Source organism: Nevskia soli DSM 19509, from assembly GCF_000711955.1.
GTDB classification, from domain to species: Bacteria; Pseudomonadota; Gammaproteobacteria; order Nevskiales; family Nevskiaceae; genus Nevskia; species Nevskia soli.
Genome location: NZ_JONR01000007.1, coordinates 109,359 through 133,877 on the forward strand (window position 1 = coordinate 109,359; position 24,519 = coordinate 133,877).

Annotated in this window: 19 protein-coding genes; 9 read left to right on the top strand and 10 right to left on the bottom strand. The window is 66.1% G+C overall.

What is annotated here, in order from left to right:
• The first annotated feature begins 1 nt into the window (after position 1).
• Genes BP26_RS0103860 through coaD form a run of 3 tightly spaced genes read left to right on the top strand, consistent with a single transcriptional unit; the run spans position 2 to position 1,570 of the window.
• Entirely contained in the window at positions 2-484 is a 483-nt protein-coding gene (locus BP26_RS0103860) for an Rv1443c family protein (protein WP_051748236.1), read from the top strand.
• Complete coding sequence (gene rsmD / locus BP26_RS0103865) at positions 484-1,062, top strand: 16S rRNA (guanine(966)-N(2))-methyltransferase RsmD (protein WP_029919267.1); 579 nt, start codon at positions 484-486, stop codon at positions 1,060-1,062. The genes BP26_RS0103860 and rsmD overlap by 1 nt, the downstream gene beginning before the upstream one ends.
• Positions 1,063-1,081: 19 nt before the next feature.
• On the top strand, positions 1,082-1,570 hold the full coding sequence (gene coaD / locus BP26_RS0103870; protein ID WP_029919268.1) for a pantetheine-phosphate adenylyltransferase: 489 nt from the start codon (positions 1,082-1,084) through the stop codon (positions 1,568-1,570).
• 1,069 nt (positions 1,571-2,639) lie between these two features.
• On the opposite strand, the gene BP26_RS0103875 is transcribed toward coaD, so the two are convergent.
• Together BP26_RS0103875 and BP26_RS0103880 are read right to left on the bottom strand one after the other, a co-directional pair.
• Positions 2,640-3,917 carry a metal-dependent hydrolase family protein gene (locus BP26_RS0103875; RefSeq protein WP_029919269.1) on the bottom strand — a complete coding sequence of 426 codons (1,278 nt, stop codon included), beginning with the start codon at positions 3,915-3,917 and terminating at the stop codon, positions 2,640-2,642.
• Between the two features lie 71 nt (positions 3,918-3,988).
• Positions 3,989-4,954 carry an isoaspartyl peptidase/L-asparaginase family protein gene (locus BP26_RS0103880; protein WP_029919270.1) on the bottom strand — a complete coding sequence of 322 codons (966 nt, stop codon included), beginning with the start codon at positions 4,952-4,954 and terminating at the stop codon, positions 3,989-3,991.
• Between the two features lie 418 nt (positions 4,955-5,372).
• On the opposite strand from BP26_RS0103880, the gene BP26_RS0103885 reads away from it, so the two are divergent.
• Positions 5,373-6,041, top strand: coding sequence for a CsgG/HfaB family protein (locus BP26_RS0103885; protein ID WP_036516116.1), 669 nt, complete (start codon positions 5,373-5,375; stop codon positions 6,039-6,041).
• A 29-nt stretch (positions 6,042-6,070) separates the two neighbouring features.
• Positions 6,071-6,925 (top strand): CsgG/HfaB family protein, encoded by an 855-nt coding sequence (locus BP26_RS0103890; protein WP_029919272.1) that lies wholly within the window; start codon positions 6,071-6,073, stop codon positions 6,923-6,925.
• Positions 6,926-6,964: 39 nt separating this feature from the next.
• Here BP26_RS0103890 and BP26_RS0103895 read toward each other — a convergent pair whose 3' ends face one another.
• Both BP26_RS0103895 and BP26_RS0103900 read right to left on the bottom strand, forming a co-directional pair.
• Positions 6,965-7,597 (bottom strand): thioredoxin family protein, encoded by a 633-nt coding sequence (locus BP26_RS0103895; protein ID WP_029919273.1) that lies wholly within the window; start codon positions 7,595-7,597, stop codon positions 6,965-6,967.
• A gap of 42 nt (positions 7,598-7,639) precedes the next feature.
• Positions 7,640-9,763, bottom strand: a complete 2,124-nt coding sequence (locus BP26_RS0103900; protein WP_029919274.1) for a protein-disulfide reductase DsbD family protein — start codon at positions 9,761-9,763, stop codon at positions 7,640-7,642.
• A gap of 274 nt (positions 9,764-10,037) precedes the next feature.
• Between BP26_RS0103900 and cysC the strand changes: the two genes are divergently transcribed.
• From cysC to BP26_RS0103915, 3 genes are all read left to right on the top strand, one after another.
• Entirely contained in the window at positions 10,038-10,586 is a 549-nt protein-coding gene (gene cysC, locus BP26_RS0103905; RefSeq protein ID WP_036516117.1) for an adenylyl-sulfate kinase, read from the top strand.
• Between the two features lie 137 nt (positions 10,587-10,723).
• Positions 10,724-11,899 (top strand): saccharopine dehydrogenase family protein, encoded by a 1,176-nt coding sequence (locus BP26_RS0103910; RefSeq protein ID WP_029919276.1) that lies wholly within the window; start codon positions 10,724-10,726, stop codon positions 11,897-11,899.
• A complete protein-coding gene (locus BP26_RS0103915) occupies positions 11,896-12,282 on the top strand; it encodes a DUF423 domain-containing protein (RefSeq protein WP_029919277.1) in 387 nt (128 codons plus the stop codon). The genes BP26_RS0103910 and BP26_RS0103915 overlap by 4 nt, the downstream gene beginning before the upstream one ends.
• 30 nt (positions 12,283-12,312) lie before the next feature.
• On the opposite strand, the gene BP26_RS27270 is transcribed toward BP26_RS0103915, so the two are convergent.
• Positions 12,313-13,317, bottom strand: a complete 1,005-nt coding sequence (locus tag BP26_RS27270) for a response regulator (protein ID WP_029919278.1) — start codon at positions 13,315-13,317, stop codon at positions 12,313-12,315.
• Between the two features lie 193 nt (positions 13,318-13,510).
• Here BP26_RS27270 and BP26_RS0103925 point away from each other — a divergent pair, with 193 nt between their 5' ends.
• Positions 13,511-13,807: a YciI family protein gene (locus tag BP26_RS0103925; RefSeq protein ID WP_029919279.1), complete on the top strand. Its 297-nt coding sequence runs from the start codon at positions 13,511-13,513 to the stop codon at positions 13,805-13,807.
• A gap of 6 nt (positions 13,808-13,813) precedes the next feature.
• On the opposite strand, the gene BP26_RS0103930 is transcribed toward BP26_RS0103925, so the two are convergent.
• The 5 genes from BP26_RS0103930 to BP26_RS0103950 all read right to left on the bottom strand — a co-directional run bounded on the left by BP26_RS0103930 (position 13,814) and on the right by BP26_RS0103950 (position 24,476).
• On the bottom strand, positions 13,814-14,407 hold the full coding sequence (locus BP26_RS0103930) for a DUF6438 domain-containing protein (RefSeq protein WP_029919280.1): 594 nt from the start codon (positions 14,405-14,407) through the stop codon (positions 13,814-13,816).
• 91 nt (positions 14,408-14,498) lie between these two features.
• Positions 14,499-18,695, bottom strand: coding sequence for a M36 family metallopeptidase (locus tag BP26_RS0103935; RefSeq protein ID WP_029919281.1), 4,197 nt, complete (start codon positions 18,693-18,695; stop codon positions 14,499-14,501).
• Between the two features lie 611 nt (positions 18,696-19,306).
• The gene (locus BP26_RS0103940; protein ID WP_169740641.1) at positions 19,307-22,039 is read right to left on the bottom strand and encodes a choice-of-anchor D domain-containing protein; all 2,733 of its coding nucleotides are present in this window, start codon (positions 22,037-22,039) and stop codon (positions 19,307-19,309) included.
• 369 nt (positions 22,040-22,408) lie between these two features.
• Positions 22,409-23,419, bottom strand: a complete 1,011-nt coding sequence (locus BP26_RS0103945; RefSeq protein WP_029919283.1) for a hypothetical protein — start codon at positions 23,417-23,419, stop codon at positions 22,409-22,411.
• A 28-nt stretch (positions 23,420-23,447) separates the two neighbouring features.
• The gene (locus BP26_RS0103950; protein ID WP_029919284.1) at positions 23,448-24,476 is read right to left on the bottom strand and encodes an AI-2E family transporter; all 1,029 of its coding nucleotides are present in this window, start codon (positions 24,474-24,476) and stop codon (positions 23,448-23,450) included.
• Positions 24,477-24,519: the final 43 nt, after the last annotated feature.

The following is a 24,519-nucleotide window of genomic DNA, read 5'->3' on the forward strand; positions in this document are numbered from 1 at the left end:
CTTGAGCGTCCGGCTGAATTTCAGCAGCGACGTGGCCGCACCGGTCGATACCGTGTGGGGCCATGTCAGCAGCATGGCCGGCGTCAACTACGAGCTGGGCCCCTGGGTGACGATGAGTTATCCGCCGCGTTACGCCAGCATCGAGGGTGCAACCGCGGAAGCGGAGCCGCTCGTGCCGGACCGCACCCTGTTCCATAGCTGGATCATGCTGGCGCGGCTGATTCCGCTGGATCGGCATGCGCTGGGGATGGATCGCATCCTGCCCGGCGAGGGCTTCGAGGAGCGTTCGCATTCCCTGACGCAGCGGGTATGGCTGCATCACCGCAGGCTGAGCGCCGTTGCCGGCGGCACGCGCGTCACCGACCTGCTGGAGTTCGAGCCGCGCCTGTCCCTGTGTGCGCCCACCCTGCGCTTCATCATCCACCTGCTGTTCCAGCACCGGCATCGCCGTCTGCGGCGGCACTTCGGCGAGATCACCGGCTAATGGCAAGACGTGCCCTCGGTACCCTGCGCATCATCGGCGGCGAATGGCGCAGCCGCTTGATCGAGTTCGACGCCGAGGCCGGTGTGCGGCCCACGCCGGACCGTGTGCGGCAGACCGTGTTCGACTGGTTGACGCCCCTGATTCCGGGCGCCAGCTGCCTGGACCTGTTCGCCGGCAGTGGCGCGCTCGGCTTCGAGGCCCTGTCGCGCGGCGGCGCCCATACCAGCTTCATCGAGCAGGGCCGGGAGCAGGCCGCGGCGCTGCGCGCCGCCGCCGCCAAGCTCGCCGCGGGTGAGCGCGCCGAAATCGTGCAGGGCGATGCCCTGTCCTGGCTGCGCAACACCGCGCGCCGCTACGACGTGGTGTTCCTCGATCCGCCCTACGATGCCAAGCTGTTGGTGCCTGCGTTGACGGCCTTGCCCCGCGTGCTGAAGTCGATGCATCGGGTGTACCTGGAGTGGCCGCAGGGACAGCCGCCGGAATGGCCGGCCGGCTACACCCTGTTGAAGGAAAAGAGCGCCGGTCAGGTAAGCTACGGGCTCGCGATCTTTAACGCCGAAGCGCCGCCGGGGAGCTGAGGCAACAGGGAGAAAACACGTGAGCGTCATCGCCGCCTACTCGGGCACCTTCGACCCGATCACGCTGGGCCACAACGACATCATTCACCGCGCCGCGCGCATGTTTCCCAAGCTGATCGTGGCGGTCGGCCTGAACATCACCAAGAATCCCAAGTTCACCATCGACGAGCGCATCGCGCTGATCCGCGCCTCGGTGCAGGACCTGGCCAATGTCGAGGTGGTCGGCTTCACCGGCCTGGTGGTGGACTTCGCGCGCGAGCATGGCGTCACCGTGCTGGTGCGCGGCGTGCGCACCGTCGGCGATGTCGATTACGAGAAGCAGATGGCGGTGATGAATCGCGACCTGTATCCGGAACTGGATACAGTGCTGCTGGCGCCTTCGCCACAGTTCGCGCATCTGTCTTCCAGCCTGGTGCGGGAGTTGACCAGCCTGGGGGCGCCGGTGAAGAAGCTGGTGCCGAAGGCGGTGATGCCGTTGTTGCTGGAGCGGTTTGGGCGGAAGAAGTAGGGCTTGTGGCTGTCATCCCCCGACTACAACCTCGAGGGCAGGCTCTGAGCGCAGCGAAGGATCTGGCCTCGCAGCTCTGAAACTTCACGACGTGCGCTTGCGCGCGTGCCGGATCCTCCTGAACGTCTGGGCGGAGTTTTCGCCTGCGGCGAGTCACTTTTCTTGACGCAAGAAAAGTAACCAAAAGAACATGCCCCGGAGTTTGCGCCGGACTATCGCAAAAGAAGAAGCGCGATAGCCCGGTGCCCTGCGCTTCTCGCTCGTGGCGGGGTCTGAAGACAGGCCATCCCTGGCCTGTCTTCAGACGCTTCGGCATCCTGCCTCGCCCGGCGCGAACACACGCGCCGGCTGATGCCGCCACGAGCTGTGATGCTCGGCGCAAACTACGGGGCGGAAAATCAAAAGCAAGAAGTCACAGCAACATCAAAAGCGTCACCACTCCACCCTCGTCATTCCCGCGAAAGCGGAAATCCAGAGCCCAAGCGCCGCACTCCGCTACCTGCCCCTCACCCTAACCCTCTCCCCACATTCGTGGGGAGAGGGGACTAAAGGCAGGGGGAGTGCGACGCTTTTGCCGTTGCTTTTGATTTGGCTTTTGATGTTCCCCCCGTTGCCTGCGCCGAGCATCGGAGTCCGCGGCGACGTAGGCTCGCGCCTGTTTGGCGCGAGGCGAGGCAGGATGCCGAAGCGTTTTCAGACAGGCCAGGGATGGCCTGTCTGAAAACCCCGCCGCGGGCGAGAAGCGCAGGGTGAGGGCCTGTTGGAGTGACTCAATGTCACTCCAACAGGCCCGAACGCCCGGCCATGGATGGCCGGGCCGGGGGTGGGTAACAGCAATGAAGTCTCGCCAGGGACGGCAAGGATGAACTCGAAAACGAAATGTGGGCGCAGGCTCCGGGGCGGCGCTTCTTTGGTCACTTTCTTGTCGCTGGAGACAAGAAAGTAACCCGCCTTCAGGGCGGAACCGCATTTTCAATCTGCGACTCCAATGCCTCGCGCGCTAGCGCGTACGCCGAGACTCCAGAGCGCATAGTGCAGAAAGCGCATGATGCAGAAAGAGCTCCAGCGCCTAAGGCTTCTTGTAAACCGTCCCCGCCTTCATCACAAACTCGACGTGTTGAAGGAGCTTCACGTCCTGCAAAGGATCGCCTTTCACCGCAATCAAATCAGCGGCATAACCCGGTGCAAGTTGCCCCAGCGTATCGGCATGTTTGAGCAACTCCGCCGCGTTGACGGTAGCCGCCCGGATGGTCTCGATGGCCGGCATGCCGGCCTGCACCATGTAGGAGAATTCCTGCGCGTTGTCGCCATGCGGGTAAACGCCGGCATCGGTGCCGAAGGCGATCTTGATGCCATACTTGTAGGCGCGGCCCAGGGTGTCGATGAGCTTGGGGCCGATGCCGGCGGCTTTCGATGCCACCTGCGGCGGGTAGTAGCCGGGGATTTGCGCCTTGGCGCTGGCGGTTTCGCCGGCGATGACGGTGGGCACGTACCAGGTGCCATGCTCCTTCATCAGCTTCATGTCCTGTTCATCCATGAAGGTGCCGTGCTCGATCGAGTCGACGCCGCCGACCACGGCGCGGCGGATGGCTTCGGCGCCGTGGGCATGGGCGGCGACGGTGAAGCCGTAGTCGTGCGCGGCGGCGACGACGGCCTTGATCTCTTCTTCGGTGAGTTGTGGATTGTCGACCGAGCGCGATTCGTCGAGCACGCCGCCGGAGGGCATGATCTTGATCAGGTCGGCGCCGTCCTTGTAATGCTGGCGCACCGCCTTCCAGGCGTCGGCCGGGCCGTTGATGATGCTGTGCATTGCGTCAGGATCGCCCGCCAGGTCGCTGCGGTAGCCGTCGCTGGGATCGGCGTGGCCGCCGGTGGAGCCGATCGGTTCGCCGGCGGTGTACATGCGCGGGCCATCCACCAGTCCGGCGTCGATGGCCTTGCGCAGGGCGATGGAGACGTTGTTGCTGTCGCCGAGATTACGCACGGTGGTGAAGCCGGCTTGCAGGGTGCGCTTTGCATAGACGGTGCCGCGGATGGCGTAGTCAGCGGGGTTGAGGCGGAACTGGTCGCTGTAGGTGGTGGGGCCGAACTGGTCGGTGAGATGGGTGTGGCTGTCGATCAGGCCGGGCAGGCAGTTATAGGCGCGCAGGTCGATATGGTCGCCGGCACCGCCGGGCTGCTGTGCGTCGATGGACACGATCTTGCCCTGGTCGATCACCACGCTGACGTTGTCGCGCCACTTGCCGGACTTGACGTCCAGCAGGTGGCCGCAGTCGACGGTCAGGGCCTGGGCGGAATTGGCGAACAGCAGGCTCAGCGCCAGCGGCGCGGCATATGAATAACGCATTGAATACTCCCCGGTTTATATGCGGGGAGCATAGCGCGTGCGATTGAAATCGTCAGCGCCGCCGGTGGGGTTCAGGCCCCATCGCCGCCAGGTCCGATTGCAACCCGTATCCGTCCGTCCGCTTCGACCCAGGCGCGGTACATGCTGCGCGAGTTGAAGGGCAGGGCGATGTTGCCCTTGCTGTCGATGGCGATGCAGCCGCCGCGGCCGTGGTAATGCGCCACGGTATCCAGGGCCTCGGCGCAGGCGCGGTCGAGGTCCCAGCCGCACCAGGCGATACGCGCGTGCAGGGAGAAGCCGAAGCCGCTGCGGATGAAGGACTCGCCGGTACCGGTGCAGGAGACGGCGGCGCTGCGGTCGTCGGCGAAGGTGCCGGCGCCGATCACGGGAGTGTCGCCGACGCGGCCCGGCAGCTTGTTGGTGAGGCCGCCGGTGGAGGTGGCGGCGGCGAGATGACCCTGCGCGTCGCGGGCCACGGCGCCGACGGTGCCGAAGGCGGCATCGTCGTCGCAGAAAGCGTGGTCGTCGTGGTCCAGGGTGATGGCACCGGCCCGGCGCGCGGCTTCCAGCTGGTGCAGGCGCTCGGCGGTGATGAAGAAGCCGGGCTCGACCATTTCCATGCCCAGCTCGCGGGCCAGGTGTTCGGCGCCGGCGCCGCCGAAGAATACGTGCGGCGTGCGTTCCATGATGGCGCGGGCGAAGCGGATCGGGCTGCGCACCCGGCTGATACCGGTGACCGCGCCGCAGGCGCGGTCGGCGCCGTTGACGATGGCGGCATCCAGTTCCGGCTGGCCGTCACGGTTCAGTACCGCGCCAATGCCGGCGTTGAACAGCGGGCAATCTTCCATCAATTCGACGGCGCGGGTCACCGCGTCGAGGGCGGAGGCGCCGTTCCGCAGCAGGGCCAGGGCCTCGGTCGCCACGCGTTGCAGTGCAGCACGCTGTTCCGGCTGCGCGCCGGCGCCGGGGGGCGGGTCTCCCGCGCCGCCGTGCAGGGCGAAGCGGATCGGGTTCGAATCCTGGGTCGGGGTAGTCATGGGCGGAATTATGCGCGGAATCGCGCCGATCCTGGCGAGCCCGAATCCGCGGCACGGCTGTGGCGCAGGTCGCGGTACGGTGCGCTGGCTTTGGGTAAGCTAGGCGAATGCCGTACAGCCTTAAAATCTACAACAACAGCGGGGTCTGTTAACACTCATTTGATCGCTGCGTTGCCCCCGAAATAGCGCCAGGCTAGGCGCGAGGAGCGAAGTTTAGTATCACTAAATGAGCGACGAGCAACGACGCATGGCGCTATTTCGGGGGCAACCCTTCGGGACCGGGGTAATTTTCGCGCATTGCGTCGTCATTCCTCGCTTATGTATGGTTGATACACTTCGCTCGTCATTTCTAGCACTGCACGAAAATTACCCCCGTCGCAGCGATCAAATGAGTGTTAACAGACCCCAGGAGCATCCCATGCGTATCGTCAGCCCCCTCATCCGTCTGTCCCTGCTGGGCGCCCTGGCCCTGGCCGCCGGCTGCACCAGCACCGCCACGGTGGTCAGTTCCGGCAACGGTCCGACCATTGCGCAGGCGCAGGCCGTGCCGTACAACGGCCCACAATACCGCGTCGCCATCAGTGCCTTCGACTACAAGGCGGCCAAGGGCGCCGAGATCGGCGGCGGCATGGCCGACATGCTGGCCGACTCGTTGTTCAACACCGGCCGCTTCATCGTGCTGGAGCGCGAGCACCTCAACGAGGTGACGCAGGAGCAGGATCTGTCCAACAGCAGCCGTTTCAAGCCGCAAACCGCGGCGCCGATCGGCCAGCTGGAAGGCGCGCAGTTGCTGATCCGCGGCTCCATCACCGCCTTCGAGCCGGCCTGCAAGGGCGGCTCACTGATCATCCTCTCCGGCAACCAGGCCTGCGTCACCATCAACATCCGCATCATCGACGCCGCCACCGGCCGCGTGGTCAACGCCACCACGGTCAACGGCACCTCGGCCAGCAACACCGTGGGCCTGGTCTTCGCCCGCGGCGATATGCCGATCGGGCTGGGCGCCTACAGCAAGACGCCGATGGAGCAGGCGATCCGCAACTGCATCGAGGCGGCCGTGAACAGCATCGCGGCGACCAAGCTCTAACGCTCCACGCACCGATGTCAGGGGGAGCGATGCGCGCACTGGCGCTGGCCGGCATGGCGCTGCTGCTGTGCGCCTGTACCAGTACCACGGTAACGCGCGGCGGTGGCCAGACCATCACCGAGGCGCAGGCCGAGGTGTCCAACGGGCCGAAGTATCGCATCGCCGTCGGCGGCATCCTCGACAAGACCGATCCGCTGACCGATCAGTCGGTGGTGAAGCAACTCGGCCTGCTCAACGCCGGCAGGCCGCAGGACCAGCAGATGACGCCGGACGCCCTGACCCAAGGCGTGCGCGACATGCTGGTGACCGAGCTGTTCAACACCGGCCAGTTCATTGTGCTGGAGCGTGACGCGCTCAACGAGGTGACGCTGGAGCAGGAGTTCTCCGCCTCGGCCCGGGCCGGCGATGCCACGCGCATTCCGCAGGGGCAACTGGAAGGCGCGGAACTGCTGGTGGTGGGCGCCATCACCGCCTTCGACGCGGGGGCGGGTCCGGGCGGGTTCGCCTTGCCCATCCCGGTGCCGCTCGGCACCAATTACAGCAACGGCGCCGCGGTGTTCAGCCTCAGTTTCAAGCGCGGCTACGTGGCGATGGACCTGCGCATCATCGACGTCGCCACCGGCCGCATCGTCGCCACCACCGCGGTGGAAGGCAAGAACACCAAGTACGGACTCAGCCTGAAAGGCCTGGCGGGCGGCCACTTCGGCTACGTCCCGCTGCCCAAGGGTCTGGTCGGTTATTTCCAGAACACGCCGGTGGAGGAGGCGCTGCAGAAGATGGTGACCGCCGCCATCGGCGCCATTGCGGCGCAGAAGCCGAGCAAGACCTTGCCGGCGATGCCCGTGGCGAGCCCGGCGCCGAGGACCGCGGTAACGACGCCCTAGGGGGCGAATGGATTCCTGTCGCCTCGATTTTCCGCCTTCCTACTCGTACTTGACCGAACAGCCATAAGGCGACGTCAGCGGCTTGCTCACCGCCTTGCCCGCAAGCGCTTCGTCCAGCGCGGTCTTGACGTAGGGGCTGGCCCTGCCGATGTCGGCCGGATCGGTGCTGGGCAGGCTGTCGATGCCGCCGGCGTAGATCAGCTTGCCGTAGCCGTCGACAATGAACATGTCCGGCGTGGTCTTGGCGTCATACAGATGCCCCAGCTTGCCGCTCGGATCGAGCAGCACCGCGCTCGGTGCCGCCCCGCGCAGTTTCGTCAACCGGTCGGCGCGCGCGCCGTCGGCATAGCCCTGGGTGCCGGGGGCCGAAGAGATCACCGAGAGCCATACCACGCCCTTGCCGGTGTATTCCTTCTGCAGGGCCTGCATATTGCCCTGCTTGTAGTAATGCTGGACGAAGGGGCAGCCGTCGTTGGTCCACTCCAGCACCACCAGCTTGCCGCGGTAGTCGGAGAGCGAGACGGTCTTGCCGTGGCTGTCGACGGCGCTGAACTCCGGCGCCGGACGGCCGATGCGGGATGCGTCGGCTGCCTGTGCCGCGCCGCCCAGGATGGCGCCGAGAAGAGCAATCAGAAGTCCGCTTAATACAACTGGCTTGTGCTGTGTACGCATTGCAGCCTCCCTGAAGGCCTGGGGCGTTCTTTGGCCGGACCTTCAACTCGGCTTGAGCGAATCCACCACGATCGACGGCGTCAGCAGTTGCGGCAGCACTTTCGGCTCGCCGCCTTTCACGTATACCAGATAGAGCGGCACGCCGGAACGCCCATAGCGCGACAGCAGCTGGGTGATGGCCGGGTCGGCGCGGGTCCAGTCGCCTTGCAGCCACGCCACCTGCTGGTCGGCGAAGGCCTTGCGCACGGTATCGGTGTCCAGCGCCACATGTTCGTTGACCTTGCAGGTGATGCACCAGTCGGCGGTGAGGTCGACGAAGACGGTGCGACCCTGGCTGCGCAGTTCGCCGACGCGCTGCTCGCTCCAGGGTTCGATCGCCGCGCTGCCCGGCTTGGCGTTGGCCTCACCGGAGGACACAGTGCGGATCTGTGGCGAGGTGAGCAGGCCCAGCGCCGCCAGCAGCGCGGCGATCTTGAGCAGCAGGGCGACGCGCCCCGGCCGGTTCCACAGCCACAGGGCGAAGGCCAGCAGGGTCAGGCCGAGCAGGGCCACGGCCATGCCGCTGCGGTCGGTGATGCCGCCCAGCACCCATAGCAGCCAGACCACGCTGAGGTAGAGCGGGAAGGCCATCACCTGCTTGAAGGTTTCCATCCAGGCGCCGGGACGCGGCAGCAGCTTGCCCAGTTGCGGGAAGAAGCCGATCAGCAGGAACGGCAGCGCCAGGCCCAGACCCAGTGCCAGGAACACCAGCATGGCCACGGCCGTCGGTTGGCCCAGGGCGTAGCCCAGGGCAGTGCCCATGAAGGGCGCGGTGCAGGGGCTGGCCACCGCCACCGCCAGCACGCCGGTGAAGAAGGAACCGCGGTAGCCGCTGTCGGCGGCGAGGCCCTGGCCCACGCCCATCAGGCGCGTGCCGAACTGCACTACGCCGGACATGGACAGGCCCATGGCGAAGAACAGGTAGGCCAGCACCGCCACGAACACCGGCTGCTGCAGCTGGAAGCCCCAGCCGACGGCCGAGCCGCCGCCGCGCAGGGCCAGCAACAGGCCGGCCAGGCCACCGAAGGTGGCGAGCACGCCGAAGGTGTAGGCCAGGGCATGGCCTCGCTGGCGCCGGGCCACCTTGGCGCGCGCCTCGATCAGGCTGATGGCCTTGATCGACAGCACCGGGAAGACGCAGGGCATCAGGTTGAGAATCAGGCCGCCGAGCAGGGCCGAGAGCAGTACCAGCGCCAGGCTCAGCGGAGCAGCGGGTTCGCCGGCCACCGAGCTTGCGCCGGACGCGGTGCTTTTCGGCAGCGCTTCCACGGCACCGGGCTGGGCGTGGATCTCCCAGGCCTTGACCGTGTCGCCGTCGTGCACCACCAGGGCGCCGTCCACCTGGGCGGGCGCCTTGACGAAGTAGTCGCCCAGGGTCTGCGAGATGCGCAGGCCACGCTCGGCATTATTGGAGACCCGTTGCGGCGCCGAATGCTTGAGCAGGTCGCTGGTGTAGGGGAAGAACTCGATGGCGCCTCCGGCGGAGAACTGCGCGCCCTTCACCGCCAGCGAGAAGTCTCCCTCGCCGGCGCCGCCATGGGTGGCGAACTGCACTTTCCAGTCGGCCGGTGCCGGTTGCGGCAGCTGCGCGCGCGCGGCGCCGAAGGCGTCACGCCAGCGCGGATCGGCCTGCTCCGGGGTGCCGGCGGCGGTGACCGGGAGGGTCAGGCTGAGGTCGGCGCTGCCGGGGATGCAGATGTCCTTGCACACCAGCCATTTGGCCTTGACCTGCAGCGGCAGGGTGGCGCTGCCGGACCAGCCGGCGGGCACGGTCAGCGGCACCAGCATCAGGGTTTCCTTGCTGTAGCCGTAGTTGACGATGTCGCCCAGGGCGCTGCGGTGCGGATACGGCCACTGGATATCCCCGGCGCTGATCCCGGCCGGCAGGTTCCAGGTCAGGGTGGTAGCCAGCCCGGAGTCGCCGGGGTTGCGCCAGTAGACGTGCCAGCCGTCCTCGGGGGCGATGCGCAGGGCCACCCAGTTGTCGCCGCCGGCGGCGAGGCTGAGGTTTTCGGCGATCAGTTCCGCTTCGACGTGCTCGGCCTGGACCGGCGCGGCATGGCCGGGGAGGGTCAAGGCGGCAAGCAGCAGGCCGAGGGCCGGAAAACAGGAACGAAACGGGCGCATGCGGAAGGGAGGCCGTGACGGGGCAAGGGAAGGAGTGTAATGACCTTCGCCGGCGCGTGTGGTTCCGTGGCGCCGGCCCGGGCCGGCAAATATAAGATCCGACCGCAGTTCCGGGATTGGCGGAGCGCCTGACGACATGCCGGAAAGCATGGCTACAATAGGCTCATTACGGCCCGGGAGCCGCCGCCTGCGGGCTGCGGCAGTGGCCGGCTGCTGGCCCCCGGCATACGCCGGGGGCGACCAACACATAAATATCTTTGGGAGAGTGTTTGCAATGACCGCCAGCCCACGCCGCGGTTTCACCCTGTTCATGACCGGGCTTTCCGGTGCCGGCAAGTCGACCCTGTCCGAGCGCGTGGCGCAGGTGATCAAGTCCGACTACCAGCGTCCCGCCACCATCCTCGACGGCGACATCGTGCGCGAGATGCTGTCCAGCGGGCTGACCTTCTCCCGCGCCGATCGCGAGCTGAACATCCGCCGCATCGGCTACGTCGCCGGCGAGGTGACCAAGCATGGCGGCATCTGCATCTGCGCCGCCATCGCGCCGTTTCGCACCGCACGTTCCGAGGTGCGGGCGCGCATTTCCCAGCTCGGTGGTTTCTACGAGGTGTACATCGCCACGCCGCTGGCGGTGTGCGAGAGCCGCGATCCCAAGGGTCTCTACAAGAAGGCACGCCGCGGCGAGATCAAGGGTTTCACCGGCATAGACGATCCGTTCGAAATTCCGGAGCACGCGGAAATCTCCATCGACACCAGCAAGATCGCGATCGACGACGCGGTGAAGAAGATCCTGGCCCTGCCGGAGCGCGACGGACTGCTGTGAAGCAGTGACTAGTGGCCTGTGACTGGTGGTTGGTGGCCGCTGCGTCAATGACCCCGGGTGCCCCGAGCGTACAGACTGTCGTGCGGTTACCAACCACTAGTCACTAACCACGAATCACTTTCTTCCCAGGAATCCGCATGGCTGCCAAACGTCAATACGATCTCGTGCTGTTCGGCGCCACCGGCTTCACCGGCGGCCTTACCGCGGAATACCTGGCGCTGCATGCGCCGGCGACGACGCGCTGGGCGCTGGCCGGGCGCAACCGCTCCAAGCTCGAGGCGGTGCGGACGCGGTTGGCGGCGCTCAATCCGGCCTGCGCCAAACTGCCCCTGATCGAAGCCGACGTCGGCGACGCTGAAGCGCTGCGCCAGCTGGCGCAGTCGACCACGGTGGTGCTGACCACGGTCGGCCCCTACATCCTCCATGGCGAGCCGCTGGTGGCGGCCTGCGCCGCGGCGGGAACGCATTACGTCGATCTCACCGGCGAGCCCGAGTTTGTCGACCTGATGTGGCTGAAGTACCACGAGCTGGCGCAGAAAACCGGCGCGAAGATCGTGCACTGCTGCGGCTTCGACAGCATCCCGCACGATCTCGGCGCCTATTTCACGGTGCTGCAACTGCCGCAGGGCGTGCCGCTCAAGGTCGAGGGCTTCGTGCGCGCCGGCGGCACCTTCTCCGCCGGCACTTATCATTCCGCCATCAACGCCTTCGGCCGCATGCGCGAATACGCCAAGGTGGTGAAGCAGCGGCGGGCGCGCGAACAGTATCCGCAGGGACGCAGGATCGGCTCGACCCGCCAGGCGGTGCGCTACGAGAAGTCGCTGGGCACCTGGGTGGTGCCGTTCCCGACCGTCGATCCGCAGGTGGTGCGGCGTTCGGCGGCGGCGCTGGACCGTTACGGTCCGGAATTCCGTTATGGACATTACGTGCAGGTGAAGAAGCTGGCGAGCGTGGCGGCCTTGATCGGCGGTGTTAGCGCGCTGTTCACGCTGGCCCAGGCCGGCCCGACGCGGCGCTGGTTGCTGTCGAAACAGACCTCGGGCCAGGGCCCTTCGGCGGAGCGGCGCGCCAAGAGCTGGTTCCGTGTCCGCTTCCACGGCGAAGGCGGCGGCAAAAAGGTCGTTACCGAGGTGAAGGGCGGCGATCCGGGTTACAGCGAAACCGCCAAGATGCTGGCCGAGTCGGCGCTATGCCTGGCGCACGACAAGCTGCCGGATCGCGCCGGGCAACTCACCACCGCCGCGGCAATGGGCGATGCCCTGCTGGCGCGGCTGCAGCGCGCCGGCATCAGTTTCGAAGTGGTGGCGCAGTGAGCAGCGCCGCGCGCTTGTTCCTGCTGTTCGGGGCGGGCTATGGCCTGCTCGGCGTGGCTTTCGGCGCATTCGGCGCCCATGCCTTGCGCGCGCGTCTGGAGCCGGACCTGCTGGCGGTGTTCCACACCGGGGTCGAGTACCAGTTCTACCACGCCTTTGCCCTGCTGGCGGTCGGCGTGCTGCTGCTGGTGAAGCCGATGCCCGGCCTGACCGTGGCCGGCTGGTGCTTCGCTATCGGCGTGCTGCTGTTTTCCGGCAGCCTCTATGCGCTGGCCTTGAGCGGCACGCGCTGGCTCGGTGCCATCACACCGTTCGGCGGCCTGCTGTTCCTGGCGGGCTGGGGCGTGCTGTTCTGGAGCGTGTTGGGCTCCGACCGGGGCTGAATCCGGAAGTCCGGAATCAGCCCGCGCCGGCTAGCCCTGCGCCGCCGCCGGCTTGAGCACGCGCAGGATCGACTCGGCGATCTGGTCGGAAATGCGCTGCGCCGCGTTCATCATGACCCGTTCGGACACGGCGTGCGCTTCCTCGATCACCGCCTGCCGCAGGCTCTGGCCGAGCTGGTCGATGCGCTGATTCTGCGCCGCCAGCAGCTCGTCGACATCGCCACGCAGACGGGCCAGCAGGGTATCGACATTGCGGCTGAGGGAGTCGAGCTGCGGCTCCATCGCCCGCACGACCATATCCTGCAGATGCTGCTCATCCCGTGAGGACTGCGCGGCGCCCTCGACATGGGCCAGTTGCGCCCTGATCTCGCCGATCTGCACGAACAGGTCCTGGGTGATCTTGCGCAGGCGCGCTTCCATCTCCTCGCGCAGGTTGTCGATGCGCGGCGCGCTTTCATCGCGCGGTACGGGGCCGCGGACGGCCATCGGTTGTTCCTGCGGCGCGACGAAACGCGGCGCCGCGGCCAGCGGGGCCAGGGCTGCCGGCGGCAGGGCATCACGCAGGTTTTTCATCACCGCCTGCTCGATCGCCACTTCCGGTTCGCGGATCGACTGCACCTTGCTCGGCGCGGCCGGTGCCAGTGCGGCGGGCGGAGCGGCATCCTGCAGGCGCTTGAGGTTGTCCAGGACGCTACGGATCTGGTCCGGGCTGGGCGGCTTCTGCAGCACGTCGATGGCGCCGCAGACGCGGGCCTGGCGCAGGAAGTCGTCCCCCTCGTTGGAGGAACACAGCACCACCGGCAGGCCCGCGGTGAGGGCGTTCTGCTTGATCGCCTTGATCGCCTCGAAGCCGTCGGTGCCGGGCATGATGTGGTCGAGGAACATCACTTCCGGCAATTTCTTGCGCAGGTAGATGTAGGCGTCCTCGGCGCTTTCCGCGGTGTCGACCTGGTAGCCGAAGCTTTCCAGGAACTTGCGCATGGCGAAGCGCGCGGATTTCGAATCATCCACGACCAGTGCTGTTTTGGCGTTCATCCTTGATCCCCCAAAGATCATTCGGTCAATCTTGAATCACCCCGCATCTCGGCCGGGGGAACCACTTGTTACCATTGTCGGCGCCGCCGCGCAAGGGTTGGGCGGCGCCCGGACGGTCGTTTCCACCGAACGGCGGTTCCGCGCCGGCCCTGCGGTAGACTGCCGACCGGTCCCGTTTTCGAGGTTGCCGGCCATGTCGCATTACATCGTGGAAATCATCTACCGCGTACCCTTGTCACGGATCGAGCAGACGGTGACGGCACACCGTGCCCACCTGCAAACCGGCTACGATCGCGGCCTGTTGCTGGCTTCCGGACCGCAAAACCCGCGCCAGGGCGGCATCCTGATTGCCCGCGCCGCCGCGCGGACGGAGCTGGAGGCGTTCATCGCACAGGACCCCTACCGCCAGGAAAACCTGGCGGACTATCGCCTGATCGAGTTCCAGCCGGTCATGCACCAGTCCTGGACAGCGGAGTGGTTCGGCGCCTGATGGTGCTCAATAAGTAGACCGGCCCGAGACCCACTGTTCGGAGCGGCCGGCCGTGTCGATGGCGCGCTCCAGCGCCTTGAGCGCGGTGGGTGCCTTGTAGCAGCCCAGATCGTGATTGATGCGCTGCCAGCGGTCGCCGACATAGGCTTCAATCGTCACCCCGGGCATATCGGTGGCCCAGGGGCCGCAGCCGGGTTTGCCGCGGGTATAGCTGCCCCACAGATCGAACGCGGGATCGGCGAGCTGCGCGCGCAGCGCCGCCAGCGCCTGCATGTCGGCCTGGCCATGCTGGACCCCGCTGACCGCTACGTGACTGCCGCCGCGGAAATCAACTTCGCCGTTGCCATGGATGACGAGTTCATAGGCGGGACAGATGCCGTAGCAAGCGCTGCGCTGCATGCGCAATTCGAAGCCGTCGGCGGGTGCCGGGCGCGGAGGCGCGGGCAGAACATATTGCGTGCGCGGTTTTGTGTTGCCGAATACGGCGGATGGCGGCATGGCCGGCGCGGCGGTGGCGGGCGCAGCATCCGATTCCGCCGGTTGGGTCGCGGCGCAGGCGGCAGCGGACAGGATCAGGCCAAGACCGGCTGCGTATTTCATGGCTTCAGCTTACGCGCATGCCGGCGCCCGGACAAAAAAATCCCGGGGAGGCCTGGGGCCTCCCCGGGATGGTTACAAGGCTTGCTTCCGCTTAGCTGCGCTTGCGGCGCCGCAGACCAGCCAGGGCGAAGCCCGGCAGCAGCAGCCACAGGCCGAAGGCGCCGCCGCCGTCACCGCCGTGCGAGCCGACCGTGATGCTGACCGAAGCCGGGGCCGAGCTGCGGCCGACCTTGTCGGTGACCACCAGCTGGAAGCTGTACTGGTCGGCAAAGGTCGGCACGAACGTCGGATTGACGGTGTTGGCCCCATTCAGGTTCACCGTGGGCCCTCCGGTCTGCGTCCATGCATAGGTCAGCGCAGTGTTGTAAGGATCGCTGGACTTGCTGCCGTCCAGCGTCACCGTCGCACCGGTCTGTACCGTCTGAGCTGGGCCGGCATCGGCGGTCGGAACCCTGGTGGCGGTGCCTGCATCCGGCACGGTGATGCTGAAGGGCAGGTTGGTGACGCCGCCGAAGGTGATGTTGTCCACCACCCAGCCGAAGACGCCGGTTGCCTCGTCGGTGACTTCGCGGAAGCGCACCTTTACTTTCTGTCCCTTCAGCGTGTCGCCGAAGTTGATCACCACGTGCTCCAGCACCGGATTGTTCGGATCCTCGTTCTCGGCGATGAAGCCGGCGTGCAAGGGCTTCGGTGAAGTTTCCGAGGGATCGAATGTCCCATCGTCCGACAGGGACAGGATCAGGCCGTCGTAGCCCTGGCCGGTGGTGACCTGGCCGCCGATGTCGCTGCTGAAGGCATCCTTCCAGTTGTTGCCGCCATCGGTGCTGACCTCGATGACGCCGCCGTCGTAGCCGTAGGCGGTGCCCGCTTTGTCAAAGCCGGCGAATTCGAGGTAGTAGAAGTGATCGAAGGCCAGTGTGAAATTGCTGTCGCTTGCCACGTCCACTTCCGGGGAAGCCAGGGTGATGTCCGACGGATGATCGTTGTCCGGCCCGAACCAGTACTGGCCTGAGCCGAACAGTGAACCGCCGAACAAGGTATCGTCGGTCGCCAGCTGCCAGCCGGGGCCGGCTGTGCCGTTGACGCTCAAGGACCAGTCGCCGAGGTTGGCCTGGGTGTCGGAGACATCGTCGCTGGTCGAGGCCTTCTGCAGGTTGTAGTTGACCACCGTATCCAGCTCGGCGCCGGTGGCTACGGTGCCGCCGTCCGCAACGGTGCCCTGCGGGCTGTTGGCGTCGGGGAAAGTCAGCGTCAGCGCCACCGGTACCGCCGTGCCGGAAGCACTGCTGAGCGTGACGAGCACGGTGACCTTTTCGCTTTCGCCCACTTTAAGCGGCGGCACCGTCACGGCGCCGTTGCCGGGGATGCCGAAGCTGGCGCTGCCCGAGCCGGTTGCAGCGGCAGTCAGGGTGCCGGTGAGAGCGCCGGCCATGTCGGCCGTGCCGTTGTTGACCAGCGTGAAGTTCAGGCTGGCGGTTTCGCCCACATCGAGCACGCCGTCGCCATCGTTGTCGCCGACCGTGGTGGCAGGAACGCCGGTGAAGTCCAACGTCGCGTCCGTCACCTGCACGCCGGCGGCAATGGCGTTATAGCTTTCAACCACGCCGAGGTTCTGCGGATCGGCGCGATCGGGACCGATCGCGTCCACGCCCATGCCGCGCTTGGCGAAGGCCTTGGCCATCAGCGTGAAATCACCGTCGTCGGTGGCTTTCGCCGCCGCCAGCAGGGCATCGCGCGCTTCCAGGATGGTCGGCGCGTTCGGGGTCATTTTCAGACCCTCGATGATGTAGTCCTGCATACGGCTCCTGGCCTGCGCGAATGTATAGCGGGGGTCATTGAGCAGGCTGGCGTAGATCTCCCACAAGGTATTGCACCAGATCTCGCCGGTGTCGTGCACCTCGGCATTGCCGATGGGGTTGCCGGCGCTGTCGGTGAACGCCTTGCCGGTCAGATCCGTGCCCGGTGCGGCCGGGGCCGTGGTGGGCAGCGCCTGACCGAAGGAGATGTGCTTGAAGGTCAGCGGATCGATCGCCATGTCCGTGGAGTACGGATAGCGGCGGATGCCGAAATACTGATGGAAGGTCACGTACGAGGACAGCGGGTAGGCGCCCTGGTACTTGTCGTTGCCGCCGACCGCCGCGTCTTCCGGACGCACCGTCAACAGCATGGCGTCGAAGTCGCTCCAGCCCTCGCCCATGCCGCCGCCCTGGGTGCTGCTCAGTCCCAGCGCATCGCCGACCAGGCGGTTGCTGACGTAGTGGAAGAACTCGTGCGCCACGATCTGGATATCCATCGTGCCGTCGCGGTCGGCCTGGTACTGCACCACGACGTTCGCGCTCACCGCGCCGCCGGCCAGAGCCGTCTTGATGGCGGTGCCGGAGTCCTGGGTGACGGAGACCGTGCCGATGTTGATGGTATCGGTGATGGTGGCGTCATCGCCCAGTCCGGGCGGTGTCGAGCCTGCGGCGTTGTTGGCGATGATCACCGCAGCTGCGCCGGCCGTCTGCGCATGCAGGGTTTTGGTTTTGAACGAACAGCTGCCGCGATCGATCAGTGCAACGGCGCCGGTCATGTCGGTGGTGATGGCGGCGCAGCCGTTGGTGTTGCCGGTCTCGGCGACTTTCACGGCGCCGCTGGCGGTGAAGGCATGCGGACCGAAGTCGGCTGTGCCGAAAGGTACCGCGCCGACGCCCGCGGAGATGGTCACCGCGGCGGTGCCGGTGAGCGGACCATCCCACAGGAACATGCGCTGGATCGGCGAGCCGCCGTCTGGCGGCGTCTGCATGTTGGCGTTGTTGCGGCCGCTGTCATCCTGGGCCTGCGCCTGGATCGGATCGCTGTCGACGCCGCCGCGGCCGTAGTTGTTCGTCTGGGCGTTGCCGGAGGCTTCGTCGAAGCCGTGGTCGTACCAGGCATCATGCAGCCAGTTGTCGACGAAGAACTGGTTGACGATCGCCGCCTGCCGCTGGCTGGCGGTGGTGGGATCGGAGTCGATGGCATAGGGATAATCGAAGGTGTCGGCGCTGCTGATGGCGCCGCGGACGTCGCCGGCATCGAAGCCGTCGTCGCCGACCAGATTGGCGAAGGCGTCGACGTTGTTGCCGGTGGTGACCGTCGCGCCGGCTGGAAGCCAGGGATCGTTCTTGGCTGCAACGGTGGCGGTGGTATTGCCCAGCAGGGTGCTGTTGTTCAGGGCCACCAGGTTATAAGTCCCCTGGGTGCGGCCCTGGTCGCCGGTCGGGCCGGCGGTGAACGGATCCAGGGTGTTGTCGTTGATCGGTTCGTCTTCCGGCTGGAACGGCGCCGCCGAACCGGCGAAGACGCGGTAGCTGTAGCTCAAGGTGTCGGAAGCGGTCAGGTTCTTGCGGAACAGCACCTTGCCGTCCGCGGCGGAAATGACATAGCCGAAGGCGTCGTTGGTGGCGTTGTCGACGGTACGCGCATGCACCTCGACGAACCACGAAGGGATATAGCTCCCTTCGTTGTAGTAATACACCTGCTTGGCGCGCTGCGTGCCGAAGACGTGGTAGTCGCTGGTGGTCTTGCCGGCCGAGTAAAGGGCGTAGTCGCCCGATTTGCCCTTGGCGCTGAAGGCGAATGGGGAGACCTTGCCGCCCATGTCCGCGAACGCGCTGCTCAGCGCCGTCTCCGCGCTGATGGCGAAGTTCGGCTTGGCGGTGGCGGGTGCGGCGCCCAGGATCTTGGACTTCGATTTGGTCTGCACCGACGGCGCGAAATAGCCCGAGGTGGCGACCGCGTTCATGTTGCGGTCCATCATCACATTGAGCGAACGGCCGAACACTTCGAGGCCGTCCTTGTACTGCTGGAAGCGGGCGATGATCGGGCCGCGGCCGAGATCGTGCACGCTGTTCAGCTTGGCGTTGGCGACGCTGTCGCGGTCCAGGCGCAGGAATGACGCCTGCTGGCCGAGATAGCCGCGGGCGACGGTTTCGGCGCGCAGTTCGGGCTTCAACGGCGAATAGGCGAGCGATTTCGCCGTGGCGGTGGTGGCGGTCTTCGAGCCGGCCGGGGCCCACAGGAAGGTCGAGGTGCCCAGCTTCTTGTCGAAGCTGGACGGAAATCCCTTGATCTTGAGATTGGGTTTGCTCAGCAGGCTGGCATGCAGGCTCGCGTTGAGGCTCGCGAACTTGTTGCCGCCCTGCAGGGTGGAGCTGGATAGCGCAGTGTAGGAGGCGTCGTAATTCGGCCTCGCCGTGCCGCTGATGGAGCCGTAGGCGCTTGCGCTGGCAAGCACGCCCGCGGCCAAGAAGGCAACGAGTTTCTTCATCGAATTTCCCCTGTTTCGTTGTGGACGTCGCCCACGGGCGACTCCCTGTCGCATAACGGATGTCTCATCGAACCGCCGCGAGGCAGTGCGAGGTTGACGACAACAAAGCCCGCCATCCCCGGCGGGCTTTGTTGCAAACACGTGAAGCGATCTTAGGCGCGCATTCCCGCGCTTGCAAACCCCGCGCCCGGAGTACGGGTGGATGCTGTGATGCAACAAAATTTGCCGCGGCACCGTTGTGGTGCGGTATATCGCGCCGGCTGCGTTTGCCATCCGCGAAGCGCGGTCTTACGTACCGCAGCGTATGAGCGCGGCAATCGATATCAGGTCACGACGCGGGTGTTGTCGGTCCCGACCGATGCGGAATCCGCGACCGCTGCCGCTCTGGTTTTGTGCGGGGTGAATGCCGCGGCGCCCCCTGATCGTGCAATCGAATTCCGTATGGCGTCGGGCCGCCGCGACAATTTGATGCGCATGCGCGCATTCCCTCGGCTACAACGTGGTTCAGGCTGGTGACCCGGTTTCTACATTCAGCCGGGCAGTCCGCGAAGGCAAAAAAACCCCGGGGAGGCGTGAAGCCTCCCCGGGATGATGATCAGCCTGCTTCTTGTTTAGCTGCGCTTGCGGCGCCGCAAACCGGCCAGGGCGAAGCCGGGCAGCAACAGCCAGAGGCCGAAAGCGCCGCCGCCGTTATTGGCGTTTACCACCGCCGCAACCGACACGTTGGCCGTGCCGCCCGGCACATTGGTGGCATCGGTGGCGATGACCAGCGTCCCGATATCGGCACCGACGGTGCTGGTGTTCAGGGTCAGCGTCACCGTGCAGGTCGCGCCGGCTGCCAGCGGTGCATTGCAGGTGTTGGTCTGCGTCACCGAGGCCGGGCTTACGGTCACGCCGCTGACGGTCAGTTGCCCGAGTCCGGAATTCGTCACCGTCACCGCCTGTGTCGCGGTGCTGCCTTGCTGTGCCACCAGCTTGACCGATTGCGGCGCCACCGTGATCTGTGCCGGCACGCTGATCGCCACTGAAGCAGAGCCGCCTTGACCTTGTGCATTGGTGGCGAAGGTCAGCGCGCCCTGATTGCCGCTGGCGCCGGTCGCGCCAATGGTCAGCGTGATGGTGCAGCTTGCGCCCGCCGCGACGGTGGCCGGACAGTTGTTGGTCTGTGTCACGCCGGACGGGCTGACCTGGATATTGCCGACGGTCAACGGACCGGTGCCGGAATTGGTCACCGTCTCGGTCTGCGTGCCGGCGCTGCTGAAGGTCAACGTCGATGCGGACAGGGTGAGCTTGGCCGGCAGCAGGGCTGCGACCGCCGCGTCGGCCTGGAGGAAGCCGAAGCCGCTGTCATAATCGAAGCCGGGCGAGTTCATGTCCTGCGCCGATGCCATCATGGCGGCATAGACGTCGGTGTTCTTTACCGTGACATTCGCCGCCGCTGCCGCTTCGAGCATCAACGCTGCCACGCCGGCGGCATGGGGAGCGGCGGCCGAAGTGCCGGCGAAGCTGAACGGATAGCTGGTGCTCGGCTGGCATTCGGGAGCGGTCTCGTAAATGCCGTTGAGCGCGCCGCCAAAGAAGGTGTTGTTGCCACGGTCCGGCGCCACGATCTGCGGCTTCTGCGGGATGAACGATTTCGCCAGCGGCGCAGTGCTATGCAGATCGAAGAGGAAGGGGTCGCCGCCGGCCGAGGAGAACAGTTCCAGCGAGGCCGTGGAGTAGTTGCCGCACAATGTGGTGCGATAGTACGGGGCGGCACCCACCGCCATTGCACTTTCGGCCAGGGGATGGCCCTGGATGGTCGGGCTTGCGGTGACGAACTGGGTGATTTGCGTGCCGCGGCCATCATCCAGGGCGATCATCTTGATGCGGCCGGGAAGCGGCGACGGCGTCACGCCATCGGGCCCGGTGCCGGGCACGAAGCCGACGATCAGGCTCAGGTTGGTCGGGGCGCTGGTGGTCTTGCCACTATTGACGATCGGGACCAGATCCCAGGGGTCGGTGCCGGCCGGGCTGATGCCCCCGCAATAGATGATGTTGCCCTTGTCGTCGCCAATACAGATGTCGAGCGCGTTGGCGGATCCCTGCGGACTGGGGATGGTGGCGCCGGTGGCATAGGGCTGATCCCATTCCAGCAGCACGTAATAGCCATCGCCGGGCGCCAGGGAAGGAACCGTGAATGGCAGGTAGTCGGTGTGGGTGGCGCCGCTCGGGTCCATGTTGAGCAGCTGCTCGGCGCCGTCCGGTGTAGCGACCGCGGTGGTCTCGAACTGCGGCGCGGTGTTCTCGTAGGAGTCGCGGCCTTCATTGCCCGCGGCGGAGAAATACAGGGTGCCGAACTGTTGCGCTACCGTGTTGATGGCATCGCCGACGATGCCGTCCTGGTAGATCGGCTCGTCGAAGTAGCCCACGTCGTCCACCACCACCTGCGCGCCGCCGCCCGGGAAATTGTTCGGTGCGGGACCGGTCTGGGTGGTCGGGGTGGCAAGGGTAATGATGCCGTTGGCGAAATCGGCCTCGCTGTAATCGGCCGAGTAGAACGCCAGCTTGGCGCCCGGAGCGACGTCATAGGCGATCTGCGACATGGCGCGGCCTTCGTCGGTTCCGGATACGCAGTTGCCGGATTCGTCGACCGCGTCGTCCTCGATGACGTTGACGTCAGGCGGCAGATCCCCTGTCTTGATGTCCTGGGCGTAGCCACCCTGACAGTTGAAGCTGTCCGAGATCAGGCCGATGGTGATGCCGCTGCCGGTGAGGCCGGCGCCCTTGGCACCGGTGTAGAGCGTGGAGGCGCGCAAGCCCAGGCTTTTCTCGACGTAGTCGCCCTGGTCGTCGATGGCGCCGGTGCGCAGATGCATCATCGAAGCGTGCAGGTGGTGCACGCCACCGAGCGCCGCCGCGGCGCCGATCTTGTCCAGCGGCAGCCAGCCGCCGATGTCGTTTTTGTAGACGGCGTTGGTCTGGAAGCCGATTTTTTCCAGCTGTGCCCGGGTTGCCGCCGGGTCGCCCTTGGCGGTGACGTCGACCACGATGGACGGCTTGGCCAGCGGCGACCGCGGCGAGATATGGGCGTGTGGTGCCACGCTGCTCAGGTCGACGGCGGCCGGATTGCTTACGCCGGTGAGCTTCTGATTGATGTGCAGCAGGGTACTGTCGAGTTTCGCATTGACGCCGGATGAACGTTGCTTCAACGTCATCGCCGGCATCTGCACCTTGCGGAGTTGTGCGGTCAGATCGGCGCCCGCATCAACCTTGATTTCAGCTACAGCAGCAGAATAGACGGTTGGTGCGGCGACGATGGCCGAGGCGGAAAGGCAAAGCCCCGCCCAAAAAGGCTTTTTCAAGCGCATTCGTGAATCCCCCAAGTAGAAGTGGAAGCGTGGAACCGTCGGGTTCAGACGCTCCAGGCCGTTCCGGAATCCTCAGGGGCCGCGAGAAAAATCGAATCCCTGAAGACGAAAGACCTGCCAAGCCACGTCTATCCAACGATTGCACGCGAACGCTTCGATCTTAGGCGCGCTGTCACGGTACTGCAATAACTTATTGAATTGTAATGATTTTGTAAGGAATGTAATCCGCGCGCATCAAAGTGGTGCGCCCCGTCCTGCTTCCAGCGCACTGTGTCTTTCAGCAGCAAGGGCAGTGGATGCGATGTGCGAATTCGGTTCATCGCCGCGCGGGATGGATATACCGATTGGTACGATAGTGCCTCGCTAGTGCGCCCGCCGCGAAGCCTGCTGCGCCCCCCGCAACAAAGCCTGGTTGTAGCGCGCGATCTGCGCCAGTGCCGCAAACTCGAATTCCGCACCGAGGCGCAGCGGCGCGGTTGCCGCGGCGATGACCAGGCTCAGGTGCACATTGGGATCGGCTACGGCGTCGCCGACCTGTTCGCGGGGGCGCTTGCGCAGCGCGGCGAGGAATACCAGCAGGCCGCGGATGCGTGCCAGCACGTGATCCTTGGTTTTGGCATCGCCGCTGACGGCCTCGTGCACTTGCAACGCCGCGGCGATGATCGGGTGCGTGGCGTCCTCGGTGATCAGCGCTTCGATGCGGCCATCGCGGCTGAGCGCCGCCACGGCGCGCTCTTCGCTGGCCGTGTCACGGGTTTGCGCCAGGGTGGTGAAGCGCAGGAAGTAATCGTGGAAGCGATCGGGGCGGATCACGCGCAGCGGCTCGGCCGAAACGCTCCCCTGGTCGAGCATGGCGGCAGTGGCATCGAGGTGCACGGCAAGTGAGCGCAATTCCACGAGGCCGCGGCCGCCGAGGGTTTCGTCGTCGTTGCGCAGGCCCTCGTAGAGCCGGTAGATCGCCAATGCCAGCGTCTGGTGCGGAGCGGGCACACCCGGCTCCGCGGCGGCCACGTAATGCTCCAGCGCGCTCGCTGCCTTGAGCAGCGCGGGCGCCTGTGCCGCAGCCGCAGGCAACAGCCGGCTCAGTGCCTCGATCGCATCGGCGTCGGATACCGCTTCGAATTCCCCGTTGTTGTCGGCGCGGCCGAACACCAGTGCGTGGTGCGCGGACAGGGCCGCGCGCAGCAGCAGGATCAGCGCGCCGCCGCGGGTCCGGCCGGTGGTCGCCGCAGCGGCCAGCACCGCAAAGGCTTCGTCGGCTGGCGTCTCGCCGTCCAGCAGCACGCCATCCAGGTCGGACAACACCTGCCGGATCAGCTGCTCGGAAAAATCGTGGGGATGGGGGATGTCGTCGGCTGCGGGGGGCTGGTTCATGCGAGCTTCAACAAGGAGATAAGGAGTTTCAGACCAGGCCCTTTTCGGCGAGCTGGTTCTTGAAGTAGGCGTAGAAGATCGGTGCGGCGATCACGCCGGGAATGCCGAAGGTCGCTTCCATCAGCACCATCGCCACCAGCAGCTCCCAGGCCCTGGCGCGGATATGCGAGCCGATGATGCGCGCGTTGAGGAAATATTCCAGCTTGTGCACGCCGATCAGGAAGGCCAGCGAGGCCACGGCCACCGGCAGCGAGCTGCTCAGGCTGACGATGACGATGACCGAGTTGGAGATCAGGTTGCCGACGATCGGCACCAGCCCCGCGAACAGGGTCAGCGTCACCATGGTCTTGGTCAGCGGCAGGTGGATGCCGCACAGCGGCAGGATCACCATCAGGTAGATCGCGGTGAAGACGGCGTTGATGCCGGCGATCCAGGCCTGGGCGAAGACCACGCGGCGGAACGCCTCGCTCAGCTTCGCGCCCTGCTCGGCGATGGCCGCGGCAAGGGGGCCGCGCTCGGCCAGCTTGCCGCTGTCGCCGCGCAGGGCCAGCAGGGCGCCGATGACCATGCCGATCAGGATATGGGCGAAGACCCGGCCGGCAATGACACCGGCGCCGCCGACCGCGCCCGAATGCGCGCGCAGCCAGCCGGTGAGCTTTTCGCGCAGTTCGTCGGCGTCGGTCGGCAGGTAGTCGTTCAGCGATTCCGGCAGCCGCTGGCGCGAGTTGTCGAGGATCTCCGCCAGCTTTTGCAGCAGCGCCGGCAGGCTGTCGTTGCCATGGCGCAGCGCCGAGGCCACGCCGATGATCAGCAGGGTCAGTGCCAGAACCACGGTGCCGGTGAGCAGGGCCACCGCCACCAGTTTGGCGTTGTTGCGGCTGATCGAGCTGAGTTTGAAGCGGTCGGCCAACACATGCACCAGTTCGTACACCAGCAGTGCCGACAGCAGGCCCGAGAGCAGCTTGAGCTGCATGATCAGCACCAGGAACCCCGCCGCGACGGCCCAGGTGGCCAGATCGGCGTTGGCTACGGCGGGAAACGGGCGTTCGCGTTGCATGGGCGGCCAGAGCGGGGTCGGGCGCTCATCATAAACAAGCGCG

Coding starts and splice junctions, on each gene's coding strand:
- BP26_RS0103945 (WP_029919283.1), bottom strand. CDS start 23,419: ATGAACCAGCCCCCCGCAGCCGACGACATCCCCCATCCCCACGATTTT.
- BP26_RS27270 (WP_029919278.1), bottom strand. CDS start 13,317: ATGAACGCCAAAACAGCACTGGTCGTGGATGATTCGAAATCCGCGCGC.
- BP26_RS0103900 (WP_029919274.1), bottom strand. CDS start 9,763: ATGCGCCCGTTTCGTTCCTGTTTTCCGGCCCTCGGCCTGCTGCTTGCC.
- BP26_RS0103925 (WP_029919279.1), top strand. CDS start 13,511: ATGTCGCATTACATCGTGGAAATCATCTACCGCGTACCCTTGTCACGG.
- BP26_RS0103935 (WP_029919281.1), bottom strand. CDS start 18,695: ATGAAGAAACTCGTTGCCTTCTTGGCCGCGGGCGTGCTTGCCAGCGCA.
- BP26_RS0103890 (WP_029919272.1), top strand. CDS start 6,071: ATGCGCGCACTGGCGCTGGCCGGCATGGCGCTGCTGCTGTGCGCCTGT.
- BP26_RS0103910 (WP_029919276.1), top strand. CDS start 10,724: ATGGCTGCCAAACGTCAATACGATCTCGTGCTGTTCGGCGCCACCGGC.
- BP26_RS0103895 (WP_029919273.1), bottom strand. CDS start 7,597: ATGCGTACACAGCACAAGCCAGTTGTATTAAGCGGACTTCTGATTGCT.
- BP26_RS0103880 (WP_029919270.1), bottom strand. CDS start 4,954: ATGACTACCCCGACCCAGGATTCGAACCCGATCCGCTTCGCCCTGCAC.
- BP26_RS0103950 (WP_029919284.1), bottom strand. CDS start 24,476: ATGCAACGCGAACGCCCGTTTCCCGCCGTAGCCAACGCCGATCTGGCC.
- rsmD (WP_029919267.1), top strand. CDS start 484: ATGGCAAGACGTGCCCTCGGTACCCTGCGCATCATCGGCGGCGAATGG.
- BP26_RS0103930 (WP_029919280.1), bottom strand. CDS start 14,407: ATGAAATACGCAGCCGGTCTTGGCCTGATCCTGTCCGCTGCCGCCTGC.
- cysC (WP_036516117.1), top strand. CDS start 10,038: ATGACCGCCAGCCCACGCCGCGGTTTCACCCTGTTCATGACCGGGCTT.
- BP26_RS0103885 (WP_036516116.1), top strand. CDS start 5,373: ATGCGTATCGTCAGCCCCCTCATCCGTCTGTCCCTGCTGGGCGCCCTG.
- BP26_RS0103875 (WP_029919269.1), bottom strand. CDS start 3,917: ATGCGTTATTCATATGCCGCGCCGCTGGCGCTGAGCCTGCTGTTCGCC.